General features: G+C 48.1%; 15 protein-coding genes and 2 pseudogenes. 8 read left to right on the top strand and 9 right to left on the bottom strand.

What is annotated here, in order from left to right:
• Positions 1-149 precede the first annotated feature (149 nt).
• Positions 150-821: a ribulose-phosphate 3-epimerase gene (gene rpe, locus ACES2C_RS15305; RefSeq protein WP_374163951.1), complete on the bottom strand. Its 672-nt coding sequence runs from the start codon at positions 819-821 to the stop codon at positions 150-152.
• Between the two features lie 155 nt (positions 822-976).
• Between rpe and ACES2C_RS15300 the strand changes: the two genes are divergently transcribed.
• The 3 genes from ACES2C_RS15300 (at position 977) to ACES2C_RS15290 (ending at position 4,605) form a co-directional block, all read left to right on the top strand.
• Complete coding sequence (locus ACES2C_RS15300) at positions 977-2,353, top strand: hypothetical protein (protein ID WP_374163950.1); 1,377 nt, start codon at positions 977-979, stop codon at positions 2,351-2,353.
• On the top strand, positions 2,338-3,759 hold the full coding sequence (locus ACES2C_RS15295) for a hypothetical protein (protein WP_374163949.1): 1,422 nt from the start codon (positions 2,338-2,340) through the stop codon (positions 3,757-3,759). The genes ACES2C_RS15300 and ACES2C_RS15295 overlap by 16 nt, the downstream gene beginning before the upstream one ends.
• Before the next feature lie 342 nt (positions 3,760-4,101).
• Positions 4,102-4,605 (top strand): GNAT family N-acetyltransferase, encoded by a 504-nt coding sequence (locus tag ACES2C_RS15290; RefSeq protein ID WP_374163948.1) that lies wholly within the window; start codon positions 4,102-4,104, stop codon positions 4,603-4,605.
• An 18-nt stretch (positions 4,606-4,623) separates the two neighbouring features.
• Here the strand turns inward: ACES2C_RS15290 and arsB are convergent, their stop codons facing one another.
• The 7 genes and pseudogenes from arsB to ACES2C_RS15255 form a co-directional block, all read right to left on the bottom strand.
• Complete coding sequence (gene arsB / locus ACES2C_RS15285; RefSeq protein ID WP_374163947.1) at positions 4,624-5,694, bottom strand: ACR3 family arsenite efflux transporter; 1,071 nt, start codon at positions 5,692-5,694, stop codon at positions 4,624-4,626.
• Positions 5,695-5,700: 6 nt separating this feature from the next.
• Positions 5,701-6,120, bottom strand: a complete 420-nt coding sequence (locus tag ACES2C_RS15280; RefSeq protein ID WP_374163946.1) for an arsenate reductase ArsC — start codon at positions 6,118-6,120, stop codon at positions 5,701-5,703.
• A gap of 31 nt (positions 6,121-6,151) precedes the next feature.
• Positions 6,152-7,000, bottom strand: coding sequence for an arsenite methyltransferase (locus ACES2C_RS15275; RefSeq protein ID WP_374163945.1), 849 nt, complete (start codon positions 6,998-7,000; stop codon positions 6,152-6,154).
• Between the two features lie 49 nt (positions 7,001-7,049).
• Positions 7,050-7,379, bottom strand: coding sequence for an ArsR/SmtB family transcription factor (locus ACES2C_RS15270; RefSeq protein ID WP_374163944.1), 330 nt, complete (start codon positions 7,377-7,379; stop codon positions 7,050-7,052).
• A 786-nt stretch (positions 7,380-8,165) separates the two neighbouring features.
• A complete protein-coding gene (pnp, locus tag ACES2C_RS15265; RefSeq protein ID WP_374163943.1) occupies positions 8,166-10,322 on the bottom strand; it encodes a polyribonucleotide nucleotidyltransferase in 2,157 nt (718 codons plus the stop codon).
• Between the two features lie 129 nt (positions 10,323-10,451).
• Positions 10,452-10,729 (bottom strand): annotated as a pseudogene (gene rpsO / locus ACES2C_RS15260) (30S ribosomal protein S15).
• 81 nt (positions 10,730-10,810) lie between these two features.
• Positions 10,811-11,638, bottom strand: coding sequence for a phytoene/squalene synthase family protein (locus ACES2C_RS15255; RefSeq protein ID WP_374163942.1), 828 nt, complete (start codon positions 11,636-11,638; stop codon positions 10,811-10,813).
• A gap of 219 nt (positions 11,639-11,857) precedes the next feature.
• Here ACES2C_RS15255 and ACES2C_RS15250 point away from each other — a divergent pair, with 219 nt between their 5' ends.
• The 5 genes and pseudogenes from ACES2C_RS15250 (at position 11,858) to ACES2C_RS15230 (ending at position 15,431) form a co-directional block, all read left to right on the top strand.
• Entirely contained in the window at positions 11,858-12,736 is an 879-nt protein-coding gene (locus ACES2C_RS15250; RefSeq protein WP_374163941.1) for a MerR family transcriptional regulator, read from the top strand.
• 113 nt (positions 12,737-12,849) lie between these two features.
• Positions 12,850-13,613 (top strand): annotated as a pseudogene (locus tag ACES2C_RS15245) (DUF72 domain-containing protein).
• Between the two features lie 198 nt (positions 13,614-13,811).
• The gene (locus ACES2C_RS15240; RefSeq protein WP_374163940.1) at positions 13,812-14,306 is read left to right on the top strand and encodes an alpha/beta fold hydrolase; all 495 of its coding nucleotides are present in this window, start codon (positions 13,812-13,814) and stop codon (positions 14,304-14,306) included.
• The gene (locus tag ACES2C_RS15235; protein ID WP_374163939.1) at positions 14,303-14,620 is read left to right on the top strand and encodes an alpha/beta fold hydrolase; all 318 of its coding nucleotides are present in this window, start codon (positions 14,303-14,305) and stop codon (positions 14,618-14,620) included. The genes ACES2C_RS15240 and ACES2C_RS15235 overlap by 4 nt, the downstream gene beginning before the upstream one ends.
• Positions 14,621-15,053: 433 nt before the next feature.
• Entirely contained in the window at positions 15,054-15,431 is a 378-nt protein-coding gene (locus ACES2C_RS15230) for a hypothetical protein (RefSeq protein ID WP_374163938.1), read from the top strand.
• A 159-nt stretch (positions 15,432-15,590) separates the two neighbouring features.
• Here ACES2C_RS15230 and glgB read toward each other — a convergent pair whose 3' ends face one another.
• Entirely contained in the window at positions 15,591-17,513 is a 1,923-nt protein-coding gene (gene glgB / locus ACES2C_RS15225) for a 1,4-alpha-glucan branching protein GlgB (protein ID WP_374163937.1), read from the bottom strand.
• Positions 17,514-17,541: the final 28 nt, after the last annotated feature.

Here is a 17,541-nt window from a genome sequence, read left to right as displayed (position 1 = left end):
TTTGAAAAACCATTAATGTATTCCATGAACAAATAGGTTTCAAGAAAAACATCCATGAGCTGCGCTCTCAAACGGAAGAGGAAAGCGGACTGAGTGTTCTTTGTGGTCAATAAAAAACAAACAGACTTGCACAAAATAAAATCAGCAGTTTACGCTAAGCGAGTGCCTGGCGTAATTCCTTTCATACTGCCTATTACTTCACCCGGATTTTCTGCGGAAAACACAAAATTACCCGCTACCAGCACGTTAGCACCGGCATTAATCAGGTCAGGGGCATTGCTCAGGTTCACCCCGCCGTCCACTTCAATCAGAAGATCATCTTTTCTGCCGGCAGCAAGCGCTTTAAGCGCGCGCAGCTTCTCGTATGTTCTGCTGATAAATTTCTGTCCCCCGAAACCGGGATTCACAGACATCACCAGCACCATGTCCAGATCCTCCAGCACATCGTCAAGAAGAGAAACGGGAGTATGAGGATTAAGCGCCACCCCTGCCCTGCAGCCCAACGATCTGATGGCTCCTATTGTCCGGTGCAGATGCCTGCAAGCTTCGTAATGCACGGTGATCACCGCTGCTCCCGCCGCCGCAAACTGTTCAATGTACCGGTCGGGATCTACAATCATCAGGTGAACATCCAGGGGCTTCTTTGCGTAACGCCTGATGGCGTCAAGAACCGGAAAGCCAAAAGAGATGTTCGGAACGAAGACTCCGTCCATAATGTCAACGTGAAACCAGTCGGCTGCACTTTCATTCACCATTTCAATATCTGAACGCAGATCGGCAAAGTTAGCGGCAAGAACAGAAGGAGCAATTAAATGACTCATGCGGGTTGCTGTTTTAAAAGCGCAAAAATAATATAATTAGCCGGATCTTCCGAACCTGCACCTATTATCCCCCCTTCCCGCTGCGCCGCAGCATGTTATCCGGAGCCTGTTGCTTATCTCGCTGTTGTTCCTTAATTTTAAGTAAAACCTCTGCCATGCACAAACACTACCGCTCTTACCTGCTGCTCATAACAGTCGGGCTCCTCATTGCCTGGAGCATCACGTCCCGGCGCTCTTATCTCTTGAAAACGCCGGCCGCTCCCATGGGCACAATCTCCTGGCAGCTCACGTTTGATAAAGCAACGCAGCAGCAGATCCTGAAAGAATGGAGAACGGGGAAAGAAAAACAACGTGTATACAGCAGAGACACCTCCTATGTGAAGACTTATACCGCACTAGAAACAGCCAAAGAACAAAACAGGAAGGATCCGGTACTCATCTTATTTTACACCCTGTTGTTGCTTGCACTCATCTTCAGGATCGATTACTGGCGCGAACAGGCGAGCATGGCGACTATGGGCGACAGGAGCCTCCGTATACTTGCCTCAGCAGTGTTTACGGCTGCCTTAGCCAACTTACTGGAAAACCTCGCCACAGGGAGAGCGCTGAACGAAGGCAGCCTGAATCCCCTTTACATCGCACTGTTCGCCTCGCTAAAGTGGCTCCTGCTGCTGGCAGTAGTGCTCTGCCTGATGCGGGAGCTGATCCTGACGGGCAAAGTCGTTCAGGCCTTGAAAGAATGCTCCGGGTACCTCTGGAAAGGAGCTGTGTTCGCATGGCGTTTCCGAACCGTTTTAATCGTTCTGCTGCTGCTTTTCCTGCTCCTGTTCGTGAGCGACCAGGGACAGGATCTGCTGGTCACCATCAATACGTCCCGCCTGGCCTGCGCCTGCTTTCTGACCGCCACCGTCATCCTTGCCCTTCTTTGCTGGCATCTCCCCAAGCTTGTTGACCACGCCCGCCAAGTTCCACTCAACCGGTCATTTGCAGCTGCCCTCGACATCAACCGCCAGCGTTCAAGCCTCGACACCGGGCGACTGCTTGGCGCTGCGGCCTTCCTCCTCCCTGCCGCCGGCATCTTGCAGACCATGAACAACTACCACATCGGGCACTGGTTCACAGGTATCCCCCCGCTCGGCATTTTTCTCGCGCTGCTCCTACTTTATGCGCAGGTACTGCGCAACCGGTGGATCGAGCGGATCTATTACCCCCGAAACCGCTTCCGGAAAAAGGCATTGATGCTGACCGTCCTGCTGACCATCGCCATCATTGCTGGTCTCGGCTTCCTCGAGTCGAACCGTCAGCCTTTCTTCCTCATCTTCCTCTTTGCCGACCTGCTCTTGCTATCCCTCATTTTTCTGGTCCTGGCCACGCTGCGCACCTGTATTCCAGTTATCCGCGACTGGATTATCACCCCCTGGATTATGACGGCGGGGCTACTTTCACTCCTGTTCTTTATTCTCTGCAACTATCCCCCTTTCTCAGGTCGCTTACCCTCCACGGCCGCTTTTTTACAATGCCTGTTGTTTTAATTGGGGTATCAGGCTATTTGCTGCTCTTTTCCTGGATGTTATATTTCGGAAAACGCACCAACATCAAGCTTCTGACAATGTTACTGCTTATCGGCATTTACGTGGCCTCTACCAGGATAACCGATTATCATAACATGACAGTTGTACCCAAAAAGACCGGCCAGAAGGAAGACTCGCTAAGCTCCTATGCCAGGAACTGGATACTAAGACGAAAAGCTGCCGTTGCACGCCTTGCGGCAGAAGGGCAACAATACCCTGTCTTTTTTGTCAACACCTATGGAGGGGGCATCCGTGCAACAGTCTGGACCACCATGATCGTTGGAACGATTGACAGCCTCCTTAAAAGAAAAGCAATACCTGACTACCTCAGCAACGAGTTTCAGGACTACATCTTTTCTTACTCCGGCGCTTCGGGAGGCACAATAGGTGCTGCACTTCTTACAGCTGAGAGGTCGGCGCGTCTCCTCAATAACAGCCGTCCCTCCCTCCTTTGGCCGGGTGCGTCAATCACGGCCGTGTATCAGAAGGATTATCTCAGCGCTGACATTGTTTCCCTTCTGGGGAGAGATTTTATTGCCGGCTCCTTCGGTCTTTCCATCTGGGACGACCGCGCCCGTCTGATGGAACAGGACTGGGAAACCGCCAATCCGAATCAAATTCCACTGGCACACAGCCTCTCTGCCTTATGGGAGAACAGCGGATATCGCCTTCCCCTCTTCTTTTCCAACACGTACGACATCGACAACGGATACAAGGGCATAGCAGCGCCAGTCAAGCTCGCGGCTGCCGATTTCCCCTCCGTTGTGATCCTGAGGAGCGGACTTGCCCCACATGAAGACATTCCCATGAGCACGGCAGCCTTCGTGAGCGCCAGGTTTCCTTATGTGAGTCCGACAGGAAAACTCAAAGGGAAACACCATTTCACAGACGGCGGCACCTACGATAACTCCGGAACAGAAACTTCGCTTCAGGTATACCAGGTCTTCGCTCGCGAACTAAAGAAGCTGGCGCAAGAAGACACCGTATTCACACATATCAGACCACAGTTCCTGTCCCTGTCGAACAGTGTTGAGACCGGCGACTCGTTAGCGCGTGCCAGGAACCTTTATGAGCCGGTCGCTCCGCTGATCGGCATCCTCGCGATGACAGCAGGCGTCAAAGACCGGTCGGTCCAGCAACTGCGGCTGGTTCAATCCCGCGAAGGGATCGGCTATTTTCAGTTCAGTCCCCGCATCATTAAGCTAAAGAACAACCAAAGCTGGCCTGTTCTTCCATTAGGATGGCAAATATCGGATGACGCACTGCTTCTGATGAAGTTAAACGTACTCGATTCTCAGACAGGCTTGCAGCGGATATTGCAGTTATTTCCGTCCGTCACCCGGCAGCAGCGGCCGTCCCTGCATTAGTCGGAATCGAGGAGATCATCAGGCTTCCTGTACACCTGATACAACGACGTCGCCTTTGGCCAGGAGAACGACCGCGGAAAGCATAGGGCTACCGGCGCATTCGATACAGTGCCAGCGCGCACTGCGAAGAGCATGGAAATTACAGAAAATAAGGCCGCCGGCAGGCATGATATATGAATCGCGCGTTTAGCTAAGAGAATGAATAGTGAAAAGCATAGGGCGGCCAGCTGGCACACTCTTCAACAACGCTTCAGACAGGCAATAAAGACTGCCGATTCCCCAAAGCACACACATTAGCTTCCTCCGCTGGTTTTTTCCAGGACCAAGCCTTAGCTTTGCGCCATGCACCACTACCACATCAGAACGACTGAAGCAAAAGATAATCGGGAGATCGCCGCGATAATCAGACTTGTATTAAAAGAGTTCGGAGCCAACAAACCGGGAACTGTCTACTTTGACCCTACTACCGACGACCTCTATTCATTATTCAGCACACCCCGCTCGGCCTATTACGTAATAGAATCGGATGGAAAACTGCTGGGCGGCTGTGGCATCTACCCCACAGAAGGACTCCCGTCAGGGTACTGCGAACTAGTGAAGCTCTATCTGCTGCCACAAACGAGGGGATTGGGACTGGGAAGCAAACTTATTGAGCACTGCCTGACCGCCGCCGCAGAACTTGGCTACCAGCATGTCTATCTTGAAAGCATGCCCGAACTAGCCCAGGCCGTATCGCTCTACCGCAAGCTCGGATTCAGCAGGTTAAACGAACCTCTGGGCAATTCCGGACATTTCGGCTGCGACATCTGGATGACAAGAAGCCTCGACCAGACCGGCTCCAGTTAGCAGTGAGCCTGCATCTCCTCAGCTTCCTTTCAAATAATATCTGTTGCGCAGGCGGAATGCAACATTGACCAGTGCGATCAATGCCGGCACCTCCACCAAAGGTCCGATCACGCCCGCAAATGCCTGTCCCGAGTTAATACCGAAAACGCCGATAGCCACAGCAATGGCAAGTTCGAAGTTGTTGCCCGCAGCAGTAAAGGCAATTGAAGCGTTCTGCGAATAGTCGGCACCTAACTTCTTCCCTATCAGAAAGCTGATGAAAAACATGATGCCGAAGTAGACCACCAGCGGAAGCGCAATACGAACTACATCAAAGGGGATCTGTACGATCAGCTGCCCTTTCAGGCTGAACATCACCACGATGGTAAACAACAATGCGATGAGCGTAACGGGCGAAATAAAAGGAATAAACTTCGTTTGATACCATTCCTCGCCCTTCCTTCTGATGAGTACCAGACGGCTCAGCACTCCGGCGGCAAAAGGCACACCCAGGTAAATGCCGACCGACTTTGCTATTTCAGACATCTCAATTCTCACATCCGCCCCTTTGTAACCCAGGACAGGCAAGAGCACCGAAATCAACAGGTAGGCATACACACTGTAAAGCAGCACCTGAAAGATGCTATTAAGTGCAACCAGACCGGCGGCATACTCCCGGTTTCCCTCCGCCAGTTCATTCCACACAATCACCATGGCAATGCACCGCGCCAGCCCGATCAGGATCAAGCCCACCATATAGTCGGGCTTGTCGTGCAGGAACAGCACGGCAAGTACAAACATCAGCAACGGGCCGATCACCCAGTTCAGCAGCAGGGAAGCGCTGAGCACTCTCGTATTCTTAAACACCTCTCCCAGGCTTTCATAGCGCACCTTCGCCAGTGGCGGGTACATCATGAGGATCAGTCCGATCGCCAGCGGAACGTTAGTGGTTCCACTTGAATACGAGTTGATCATTGCCGGCACACCAGGAAGTGCGTAACCTAAGGCAACGCCGAGCGCCATCGCCATGAAGATCCACAGTGTAAGGTATCGATCTAAAAAACCGAGCTTCTTCCTGCCTGCGGCAGGAGCACAATTGAGACTGCTCATTGCTGATCAGGAACGTAAATGACGCGACACAAAATCAGCGCAGTAGATCTTAATCATGTCGCGGACACGCCTGAACTGCTGCATTACTTCTTCCGGAGTACCTGTTGCCTTTGCCGGATCAGGAAAGTTGTGATGAAAACGCTCTACATGCCCCGGAAAGTACGGGCACACCTCCTGAGCGTGGTCACACACCGTGATCACGTAATCGAATGGTACCGACAAATACTCGTCCACCCGGTTGGAGGTATGTCCTGAAATATCAATATGGTCTTCTCCCATAACAGCCACAGCCTTCGGATTCACACCATGAGTCTCAATACCAGCACTGTAAATAGTAGCACTATCGCCGGCGAAATGCCGGAGATAACCCTCAGCCAGCTGACTCCGGCAGCTGTTTCCTGTACACAAAACAAGGATATTCTTCATTTGATACGCATAAATCTACAATTTCTAAAAATCAGCAACAACCTGCTCCCGGCGTGCAGCACGAGCTGGACTGCAGTGGCTTTTCTGCATACACGGTGACGCTGAAAATGCCCGTGCTCCCCTTCCTGAACGCCTCAATTTCTTCCGCCGGCATGTAATTCCTTAATATATCATCGGGGATGATAATTGCTTTTTCCTTCTGGATCGTGATATGAACGAAGCCGTTCTTCCTGATAAACTCCAGATAACTATCCTTCTGAACCGCGCCGGCTACACAGCCCGCATACATTTCTGCATCTTTTACCAGCGCTTCAGGCAGATTCCCACTTAGCACAACATCAGAGATAGAGAAATGTCCGCCAGGTTTTAACACTCTGAATATTTCCTTAAACACCGCATCCTTGTTCGGCACCAGGTTCAGCACACAGTTGCTCACAATCACATCAGCAATATTAGCAGATACGGGCATGCTTTCGATATCCCCCTCGCGGAACTCGACGTTATGGTAGCCCAGCTTCTCGGCATTCAAACGTGCTTTTGCAATCATTGCCGGAGTAAAGTCGATGCCGATCACCTTTCCGGCATCACCCGTCTCAGCCCGGGCCACGAAGCAGTCATTGCCAGCCCCGCTTCCCAGATCGATCACCACATCTCCTTTCCTGATCTTTGCAAACTGAGTAGGAAGCCCGCAGCCCAGTCCAAGGTCCGCCTCAGGCTGATAGCCTTCAACAGCCGAATAGTCGTCGGTCATAATGTTATAGACTTCCGTAGAGCAGCAGCCCGAGCCGCAGCAGGAGCTCTGGTTAGTTTCCTTGTCCTGCAGAGCGATCTCGCTGTATTTCTGCCGGACGAGCTCTTTCATTTCAGATTCAGTTCTCATAAAATTTTTATTTTAATTGTAATATTACGATAGTTGACCCCAAATTTTTTTAACAGCAGGACGTGACTTTCTTGTACGAACTAAAGAAGCCGCCCAGCTCCGCCTGTAATTGTTTCCAAGTCTCCGGATTGATGCAATAACAGATACTCGCACCTTCTATCGTCCCCTGAATAATCCCCGCATTCTTTAACTCCTTAAGGTGCTGAGAGATCGTTGCCTGCGCTAAGCCGAGCTCCTCCACAAGATCTCCGCAAATACAGGCGTCGCTTTTGATGATCTCCTGGAGAATTGCAATCCGTGCAGGATGCGCCAGCGCCTTCAACATAACAGCCAGCCTGTTTTGCTCCGCAGAAAATATCTCAGCTTTTGTAACTCCCATAACTATCGCAATATTACGATAAAAATATTTCAGAACCAAATTTTTTCTTCATCACTGGCATTTGCGGAGATATGCATTTATCTTTATCTCAGGCTCCGCCAGGGATGCTGGCACAGCAGAAATTCAATACCCTTCGGTATTACCAGGTTCGCTTCAAGTTCGCTTCAGATTATCCCTGCGTGCGGACTGAGTCCGGGTTGAGTGCGGGTTGAGTGCGGATTTTTCCGTAAAAACCCGCACTCAACCCGGAGTGATCCCCCATACAAGCCAGACATACGACGAAGATGAAGAGAAGCTGAAAGACTACAGGTCCGAACCAGGGAAGAACATATCGCCAGTAGTTAACAAGGAAGGGACGGGGAGTTTACAGGGGGCCGCATCAAAACAGGCACAAGGCCGGGCAATAACACATTTCTGAGCTGCACACAAAAACGAAAGATGTGTTTGCGTGAATGTTCTTTGTGCCCCTTGAAGGACAAATACAATCGCACAAAAAACATTCATGAGCTGCGCTCTCAAACGGGAGATTAATTTGATTGAGTGTTCTTTGTACCATTAAAAAACAGATACACTTTCACACAAAAACATTCATGAGCTGCACGCACAAACGGGAGATGAATTTGCTTGAATGTTCTTCCTGGGCTTTGAAAAACAAATACACTTCCAATAAAAAAAGCCGCTCATCGCGGCTTTTTTTGTGCTTGGTACTTTATTCCTTAAAGGCTACTCAGAACCTTTAACTTAGCTTCATCCCCGCCTGTAAGTGCAGGAGATAAAAGCCTTTTATTATTGTTCAGAAGGCTTTTGCTCTTTATTCTCAGGCTTTGGAGGCCGTGGAAGAAGCGCCTTTCTGGAAAGTTTCAGTTTTCCTTGCTTGTCAATATCAAGCAATTTCACTCTTACTTCATCGCCCACCTTGAATATACCATCCATCGTTTCATAACGCTTCCAGTCTATTTCTGAGATATGAAGTAATCCATCTTTTCCTGGCAGGATTTCAACAAAGGCACCGAAAGGCATGATTGACTTCACTTTTCCTTCGTAGATCTCTCCTACCTCAGGTTTAGCTACGATGCCTTTAATACGTTGAACAGCCTTGTCGATGGCACCCTTATCCGGTGCAAAGATGCTCACCACGCCCTGATTGTCTTTTTCTTCGATGGTGATGGTGGTGTTCGTTTCACGCTGCATCTCCTGGATGATCTTGCCACCCGGGCCGATAACAGCACCGATGAATTCCTTGTCGATCTTCAGGACCACAATGCGAGGTGCATGAGGCTTAAGATCAGTGCGAGGTGTATCAAGGGTCTTCTTCATTTCATTGAGGATATGAAGACGGCCGTCTTTTGCCTGGTTTAAGGCATTTCTCAGCACTTCCCAACGCAAACCGTTGATCTTTAAGTCCATCTGGCAACCCACGATACCGTTTTCAGTACCGGTCACTTTAAAGTCCATATCTCCAAGGTGATCCTCGTCACCAAGAATATCAGACAGTACGGCGTATTTACCGGTCTTTTCGTCGGTGATAAGTCCCATGGCGATACCCGATACCGGAGCCTTGATCTTCACTCCTGCATCCATCAGGGCAAGGGTACCCGCGCAGACAGTTGCCATTGAAGACGATCCGTTTGACTCCAGAATGTCGGAAACAACACGGATGGTGTATGGGTTTTCTTCGTCAACAGGAAGAACCTGCTTCAGAGAACGCTGAGCCAGGTTACCGTGACCAATTTCACGACGACCAGGACCGCGGTTAGGACGAATTTCTCCTGTCGAGAAACTTGGGAAGTTATAGTGAAGGATAAACTTCTGGAAGCCGTTAATGAAGGCTCCGTCGATCATCTGCTCATCCAGCTTGGTTCCAAGCGTAACAGTAGTGAGCGACTGGGTTTCGCCACGGGTAAATACTGCTGAACCATGGGCTGCAGGCAGGTAACCAACTTCACTCCAGATCGGGCGTACAGTTTTCACATCGCGGCCGTCGAGACGAATCCCTTCATCAAGGATCAGGTTTCTAACTGCATCGTACTGCACGTCGTGGAAATACTTCTTCGCGAGGAATTTCGTTACATCGTCAACCTCTTCGCCCAGCGTGAGGAGGAACTCATTCTGGATTGCATCAAACTTTTCAGAACGTTCGTGCTTGGCAGAACCTGACTTGGCAACCTCGTATACTTTCTGATAGGTCTCAGCATATACACGTTCCTTTAATTCAGGGTTGCTGTGCTCATGAGAGTAAACTCTCTTTTGCGTCTTTCCAACCGCTTCAGTAAGTTCTTTCTGAACCTGAACCTGAACTTTGATGGCCTGGTGTGCAAATTCAATTGCTTCAACCATCTCCTCTTCGGAAATTTCTTTTGCTTCCCCTTCTACCATCACGATATCGTTCTCGGAACCTGCTACAATAAATTCGAGAGTAGCGCGCTCCAACTGATCCATGTGAGGATTGATGACCAGGTTGCCATCGATCTTTGCTACACGAACCTCTGAAATCGGACCATTGAAAGGAATGTCTGAAACGGCAAGAGCAGCTGAAGCTGCCAGACCTGCAAGAGAATCAGGCATAATGTTCTTGTCGGCAGAGATGAGACTGATCATGACCTGAGTGTCGGCATGATAATCTTCAGGAAACATCGGACGAAGAGCGCGGTCTACAAGACGAGAGATCAGGACCTCATAGTCTGACAACCTGGCTTCACGGCGAAGGAAGCCTCCCGGAATACGGCCTGTAGCAGCATATTTCTCCTGATAATCAACAGACAATGGAAGAAAATCGACACCTTCTTTCGCTTCCTTTGCAGAAACAACGGTAGCCAATAACATCGTATCTCCCATCTTTACCACAACAGAACCATCTGCCTGCTTAGCCAGCTTGCCTGTTTCAATTTCGATCATCCGGCCATCGCCCAGATCGAAAGACTTTTTAACTAAATTGTAACTCATTTTGTGTTCATTGCAGCGTGTTTTTCATCTTTACAAACACACTTTAATTTATCTTTGACTTTTTGTTTGCTAAATTAAAATAAAAAAGCCATCCCCTTACGAGATGGCTTTTTATTTTTTTCAAAAGAATTATTTGATGATATCTCTTAATTCTAAAGCTTTAATAATAGCACGATATCTTGCGATGTCTTTCTTATATAAATAAGCTAACAAAGCCCTGCGTTTACCTACTAACTTTTGAAGAGCTAACTGAGTTGAAAAATCTTTCTTGTTCTTCTTCAAGTGCCCGGTTAAGTGAGCAATACGAGTTGTGAATAATGCTACCTGGCCTTCAGCTGAACCTGTATCGGTTGCGCCTTTGCCGTGTTTGGCAAAAATTTCTGCCTTTTTTCTTTACTTAAATACATTACCTGAATAGTATCAAAGCGTTAAACCATCTGTTAATTAGGGTGCAAAGGTAGAACTAAAATGCATACGATCCAAATTTTTCAGACTTTTGCAAGTACCATGGTATGAAGCATAATGCCCAGCTTATGGCTGTTTGATACCCTCACCCGCTCGGTCATGATCTTTCCCGGCGGCACTCTCTTTATTTTATTGAACAAAACGCGATAGTACGCGTATGCCAGGTATACACCTTTCCTTGCGCTCCGCGGCAATCGCCTGATCCCCTCAACAGCATCAGCAAAGTCGGCCTCTATCTCCGCTTCTATTTTCGCCTTATCAGCTGCGTTAAAACTATGGGGGTTGACAGATGGAAAATACGACCGCCCCAAATCCTGGGTGTCGGCCTTGATGTCGCGCAGGAAATTCACTTTTTGAAATGCAGCTCCAAGCTTCATCGCCGGATATTTCAGCGACTCATAGAGGGCATGATCGTTATTGCAGAAAACGCGGAGACACATCAGTCCTACCACTTCCGCAGAACCTAAGATATACTGCTCGTACAGGCTATGGGAGTACGCCTGATCTTTCAGGTCCATCTCCATGCTATCCAGAAAGGTGTCGATGAGATCCATCTGGATATTGTACTTTCTCACCGCATGCTGAAAGCTGTTTAAGATGGGATTGAGGCTTATTCCTGCCTCTATTGCGGCGTAAGTTTGTTTTCGGAAGTCGCTCAGCAGCTCCTCCTTAGGATACGCATGAAAAGAATCGACAATCTCGTCGGCAAAGCGAACAAATCCGTAAATACCGTATATGGGAGCATGGAGCTCCTTCGCAAGAAACTGAATTCCGAGAGAAAACGAAGTACTGTATGCCCTCGTCGTTAACTTGCTGCAGCGTGCACTTACCTTATCAAAAAGTTCTTTCATTCCTGCCTGATTGCGTTTAACAAAATAAGCCGATTATATTTAAATTGCAATTTAGATATTTTGTTTAACCTTATACATAGAAAAATTAAACAAAATAACAGAGATTTGTTTTAAACCAGTACATAAAGCGGGCCTTGGAACGAGGGTAAAACCTCTTGGACCGGAATCAGTTTATCATACATCGAAGACACGAATATTTAAAGGCGGAAGCAGGAAAGCATGGACACAACGGAGACCTATTCCATCAGGGATCTTGAAAGGATCTCGGGCATAAAGGCCCATACTATCCGTATATGGGAAAAGCGGTACAATCTGATTTCACCTCTCCGCACGTCCACCAACATCCGGTTCTATACCAACGAGCACCTTAAACTCCTTCTCAATGTCAGCCTTCTTAGTCGCCACGGACTGAAGATCTCCGCCATCTCGGGCATGACGACCAGTGACATTAGCGAACAGGTACAGAGCATCCTTTCGGAAGAGACCAGACAGGAGAACTGGTCTGACAACCTGCTGCTTAGTCTTATTGAAATAAACGAGCTGGTATTCAACCGAACCTTTCGGGCGATGGAAAAGCAACTGGGCTTTGAACAGGCCTTTATACAGGTCGTCTTTCCTTTCTTTGACCGCATTGGCATCATGTGGCACGCCGGTTCCATTAACCCCGCCCAGGAGCACTTTTTCTCGAACATGGTCAGGCAGAAACTGATAAGCGCAACAGACGCGTTCCCTCCCGGGGAAGAAAAAGCAGGAAAAAAGGCTCTTCTCTTTTTGCCTGAGCATGAGCTCCACGAGCTGGCCCTCCTATTTTACAATTACGCACTCAGAAGCAGAGGTTATCACACAATATACCTCGGACAATCGGTACCCTTAGACTCGCTGAATTCAACGATCAGAACATGCAATCCGGACCTGATCGTAACCGGAATGACCAACGCCATCAGCCCCATCGACCTGCAACTCTTTGCAGCGACACTGGCCAGGGCCCTTCCCGATAAGCCTGTGTACATCACAGGGTCTGTGGCTATGCAGGAGCGCAGCAGCCTTCCTCAAAATGTGCGTGGCATCGACAGCTTTTTGGAACTTCTGCAATGTTAACGAGTCCGAACACCCCTCCGATTCAATCCCAGTCCACCTCTCCTTGGCCCTTCATACAATCATCGGCTTGAATATTCTGAACTACCTGGGCTCACAAATGTTATTCTCTATATATGGATATAATACAACCAGTGCCATTTTATTGCGGGACTAGCAATGTTGTGCTCCCAGTGAAGAACAAGGAGTATTTCCCGCTGGAATTTAAGAACAGAAGCCGACTTGCCTATTATGGTTCATTGTTTAACAGCGTAGAGATCAACAGCTCATTTTATAAAATACCGCAACCAAAGACGATTGCCAGGTGGGCGGAGGAAGTGCCCCCGGGTTCAGGTTTACTTTTAAATTATGGAAGGCGATCACGCATGAAAAAGCGATGTCTTTCAGCCAGGCAGATCTCATCCGGTTTATAGAAAGCATTTCGGAGGCAAGAGACAGAATGGGCGCGGTACTGGTACAATTTCCTCCCTCTTTGGGGGCAAATATTCCGGCACTCATTCATCTGCTCGGCAGCATCAGGGAACGTAATGCCAGCTCAGACTGGGACGTGGCTGTTGAATTTAGAAATAGCACATGGTACAATGAGAATATCTACAGAATTTTAGAAGATCACCGGACAGCAGTAGTGTTGCATGACATGCCTGCATCAAAGCCACCTCTGTTTGATGTTCCGGTCCCGTTTATCTACTTAAGATTTCACGGACCTGACGGTAACTACCGCAGCTCATATGACGATGCTTTTCTGCATGAGTATGCCGCTTACATTCGTGACTGGAACGAAAACCAAAAACAAGTCTACTGTTACTTCAACAACACTATGGGAGACGCTGTCCGAAACCTCCAAAGGCTGAAGTTTTATGTTGATCATGGAACCGAATAAAACTTTTACTGGATAAAAGCCGGCGAGCTCCTAAGATTCACCAAAGGAGCAGACCAGCGATTTTATTTTTCCAAATACCATTTTTTTTGCAACTTGAGGCGCATTACACTGCCGTGACGCGCTCTACTTTAAACTATTCCAATCAGACAGTTATTTAAAGGTAACACTACAGCTAATACATACGTAGAAGCTAAAACAATGAGAGAGCTCAATATTATAAAAAGAAATAATATCTCTATTGAAGGCAACCTTAGGAGTTCTAAAGCGATTATTTTCGCTAATGGATTTGGAACGGACCAAAGTGTCTGGAACAACGTGAAAGCCAAATTTACCAACGAATACAAAATCATTCTTTACGACAATACGGGGGCAGGAACGGGCCATCCTGAGTATTATACTACCGAACGATACAGCACATTAAATGGCTATGCCGAGGATCTTCTTGAGATCTGTGCTGCATTAAATCTGCGGAAGACTTATTACGCCGGACATTCAGTAAGTGGAATGATTGGACTGATAGCTTCAACGAAAGATCCGGAGTTATTTTCAAAACTTGTTATCATAGGAAGTTCACCCAGGTATTTGAACGCACCGGGTTACACGGGGGGTTTGAACCCGAGGAGCTCACAAAAATGTACCATGAAATCAGATCTAACTACTATAACTGGGCCAATGGTTTTTCTAAGACTGTGACAAGGAATGAAGACAAGCCGTTGCTGAGAGAAGGCATTGCCCACTCAATACTCTCATTACGCCCCGATATTGCTCTTCATGCTGCACAGGCAATTTTTGAAAGTGATTACAGAAGTTTGTTACCCCAAATTGTTCATGACGTCCTGATTCTTCAGACAGCCCGTGATCCGGCTGTTCCGGAAGATGTGGGACTCTACCTGAAAAATCATATTGCCAAAAGCCAGTTAATTATGATAGACACCGAAGGCCATTTTCCCCACCTAAGTGCACATGAGGAAGTAGCTGATGCTATTAAAACATTCATTGAACATTAAGGGTAAGCTAGACTGGCACCAAAGTGCTGTTTAATGACATCAGATTTATTTGAATCTATTTTCAAATTTATACCTTCGCGTTTTGAGGCTTGTTTGGGAAGCCCGGAACGCTTTTAAGGAACAGCTCTTGATGGGAAACGAAGAAATTATATTAAGTAGTTTTTCCGTATTTATTAAACATATTTGTAAGAAGAAGCGTATAATGGTTGTTGTCAGAAGCTCTTTAAATAATACTGACGAGCCGTTCGTGAAAGCACTAGAACTAATTTAAACAGAGTAGCTGCTAAAACTTTATTTATGATTTCAGGTTGTTTAAAAAATGTTTATCTGCTTAATGACAGAGGCCATTGCGGAACAAAAGTTCTTTTTGAAGGAGTTCGCTGGAGTGGGAATTATAATTGCGTTGCAAGGGACGAAAGGATATTAAAATACTATGCTTAATCTTTACCGTCAGCTGATCAGTAACAATCTTAACAATACCATCTTTGAAGAACTTTCAGAAGAATGGCTGGAGAGGTTGTCCCCGGAAATAAGGAGCGAGCTGATTAACGGTTTTTTTAATGCCGGCATACTGACAGTAAACATGTCGGATTTCAACAAGAACGATTTTTACGATAAAGTGCTAAAACACAAGTTTCCGCTTTATTGCGAAAACCTGTACATGCATCTTGCTCCTATTATACAACGATGCTTGCGGCGGATGTTCCTTGGGTTTAACGACAACCTTCATGAGTACAAGGTTGTGCTGTTTATGGAAGGCAGAGAAGAAGACCAGCTTGAAGCCGTTAAATATACTATTCCTGTGTTTTAATAAAAAGGGTGCGCGCTCATCAGCTGAAGCAACACCTCTTTAACATCAATATTGATAAAGCCTCAGTCCCTAGACGAACTGAGGCTTTTCTTTTTATAGGATCTCCCAACGCCGCACCGATAAGGAGAAGTGCTGTCCTGTTATTCAGGGAAGCTCTCCTCAGATAATCGGATTGCTCCTGCTATACTTCAGGACGACCAGGCCAAGTGGCGGCAGCATAAGAGGGACAGAATGAGGCTTGCCATGCATGGGTATCGGATAAGTTTCGATCTCTCCATGGTTCAGCACGTCGGCGCCTCCGTACTTCAGGTTGTCGGTGTTGAGGACCTCCCGGTAGAAGCCCATCCTGGGAACGCCTATCCTGTAGTTCTCGCGAACGACCGGGGTAAAGCTGGCTATGAATAACAGTTCATCTTCGCCTTCCTCACCCCTTCTGATCCAGCTGATCACGCTATTGGTAGAATCGCCAATGTCAATCCACTCAAATCCGCAAGGATCAAAGTTTTTCTGATAAAGCGCCGGCTCCTGTTTGTAAAGTCCGTTCAGATCTTTCAGGAGCTTCTGCACTCCGTTGTTCAGCGGATGGTGGTTTTCGTGCCAGTCGAGGCTGAAATCGTGTCTCCACTCATGATCCTGCGCAAACTCTCCTCCCATGAAGATCAGCTTTGCTCCGGGATGCCCAAACATGTATCCGTAAAGAAGACGGAGGTTAGCGAATTTCTGCCATTGGTCTCCGGGCATCTTATTGATCATAGAACCTTTTCCGTACACCACCTCATCGTGTGACAAAGGCAGCGTAAACTTCTCGGAGAATGCATACACGATGCTGAACGTCAGCTGTCCCTGGTGATAGCTCCGGTAGATAGGCTCCGTCTCGAAATAGCTGAGGGTGTCGTGCATCCAGCCCATCATCCACTTCATATCGAAACCTAATCCTCCTTCATTCACGTTTCTGGTGACCCCAGGCCATGCTGTTGACTCCTCTGCGACGGTAAAGACGTCGGGATAGTACTCGTGAACGGCCTGGTTAAACTCCTGCAGGAAACTGATCGCTTCCAGGTTCTCCCTCCCGCCATACTGGTTGGGGATCCACTCTCCTTCTTTGCGCGAGTAATCGAGATAAAGCATAGAAGCCACCGCGTCCACTCTTAGCGCGTCGATATGGTACTTATCGAGCCAGTAGAGCGCATTTGAGATCAGGAACTCCCGCACTTCATTTCTCCCCAGGTCAAAGATGTTGCTCTTCCAGTCGGGGTGAAAACCCTTTCGCGGATCACTGTATTCGTAGAGGTGTGTGCCATCGAAGTACCCAAGGCCATGTTCATCTGTCGGAAAATGCGAAGGCACCCAATCGAGGATCACACCAATTCCGGCCTCGTGCAGTTTATCCACCAGGTACATAAAGTCCTGCGGAGTGCCATAACGGCTCGAAGGAGCGTAATAGCCGGTAAGCTGATAGCCCCAGGAGCCGTAGAAGGGATGTTCCATCACGGGCATAAACTCCACATGCGTGAATCCCATGTATTCGCAATAAGCTGGCAATTCAGCAGCGATCTCCCGATAGGTCATAAACCGGCCCTCCTCCTCATGCTTGCGCCGCCAGGATCCGAGATGGAGCTCATAAACGGATATGGGCTTTCCCAGCGCCCTCTTTTCGCCGCGCGAGCTGATCCAGGCCTGGTCGTTCCATGTATAGTCGATATCCCACACTACGGTAGACGTCTGAGGTGGTGTTTCCCAGTGAAATGCATAAGGGTCTCCCTTTTCCACGCAATAGCCATTGTGCGACTCGATGTAGTATTTGTAATACTCCTTGTCTGGCACACCGGGTAAGAACGCTTCCCATATTCCGGAGCCGTCCCAGCGAACATTCATTGGATGACTTTGCCGGTCCCAGCCGTTGAAGTTACCAACAACGGAAACATAGCGTGCGTTAGGTGCCCACACGGCAAAGTAGACCCCTTGCTGCCCCTCGTGGCGGATGACATGAGAGCCCAGCTTATTATACAGATGATAGTGTTTACCGGCCTTGAACAGCTGGATATCAAAATCGCTGAACAGCGAAAAATTTATACTTGTCATTTAATTTTGCGATTGATTGTATTTAATT

This window comes from Arcticibacter sp. MXS-1 (assembly GCF_041902385.1).
Classification (GTDB): domain Bacteria; phylum Bacteroidota; class Bacteroidia; order Sphingobacteriales; family Sphingobacteriaceae; genus Arcticibacter.
This window is presented reverse-complemented; position numbering and strand designations above follow the sequence as displayed.

What these genes read in the sequence shown, in the direction of transcription:
- rpe (WP_374163951.1), bottom strand. Translation starts at nt 821, where the DNA reads ATGAGTCATTTAATTGCTCCTTCTGTTCTTGCCGCTAACTTTGCCGAT.
- ACES2C_RS15300 (WP_374163950.1), top strand. Translation starts at nt 977, where the DNA reads ATGCACAAACACTACCGCTCTTACCTGCTGCTCATAACAGTCGGGCTC.
- ACES2C_RS15295 (WP_374163949.1), top strand. Translation starts at nt 2,338, where the DNA reads ATGCCTGTTGTTTTAATTGGGGTATCAGGCTATTTGCTGCTCTTTTCC.
- ACES2C_RS15290 (WP_374163948.1), top strand. Translation starts at nt 4,102, where the DNA reads ATGCACCACTACCACATCAGAACGACTGAAGCAAAAGATAATCGGGAG.
- arsB (WP_374163947.1), bottom strand. Translation starts at nt 5,694, where the DNA reads ATGAGCAGTCTCAATTGTGCTCCTGCCGCAGGCAGGAAGAAGCTCGGT.
- ACES2C_RS15280 (WP_374163946.1), bottom strand. Translation starts at nt 6,120, where the DNA reads ATGAAGAATATCCTTGTTTTGTGTACAGGAAACAGCTGCCGGAGTCAG.
- ACES2C_RS15275 (WP_374163945.1), bottom strand. Translation starts at nt 7,000, where the DNA reads ATGAGAACTGAATCTGAAATGAAAGAGCTCGTCCGGCAGAAATACAGC.
- ACES2C_RS15270 (WP_374163944.1), bottom strand. Translation starts at nt 7,379, where the DNA reads ATGGGAGTTACAAAAGCTGAGATATTTTCTGCGGAGCAAAACAGGCTG.
- pnp (WP_374163943.1), bottom strand. Translation starts at nt 10,322, where the DNA reads ATGAGTTACAATTTAGTTAAAAAGTCTTTCGATCTGGGCGATGGCCGG.
- ACES2C_RS15255 (WP_374163942.1), bottom strand. Translation starts at nt 11,638, where the DNA reads ATGAAAGAACTTTTTGATAAGGTAAGTGCACGCTGCAGCAAGTTAACG.
- ACES2C_RS15250 (WP_374163941.1), top strand. Translation starts at nt 11,858, where the DNA reads ATGGACACAACGGAGACCTATTCCATCAGGGATCTTGAAAGGATCTCG.
- ACES2C_RS15240 (WP_374163940.1), top strand. Translation starts at nt 13,812, where the DNA reads ATGAGAGAGCTCAATATTATAAAAAGAAATAATATCTCTATTGAAGGC.
- ACES2C_RS15230 (WP_374163938.1), top strand. Translation starts at nt 15,054, where the DNA reads ATGCTTAATCTTTACCGTCAGCTGATCAGTAACAATCTTAACAATACC.
- glgB (WP_374163937.1), bottom strand. Translation starts at nt 17,513, where the DNA reads ATGACAAGTATAAATTTTTCGCTGTTCAGCGATTTTGATATCCAGCTG.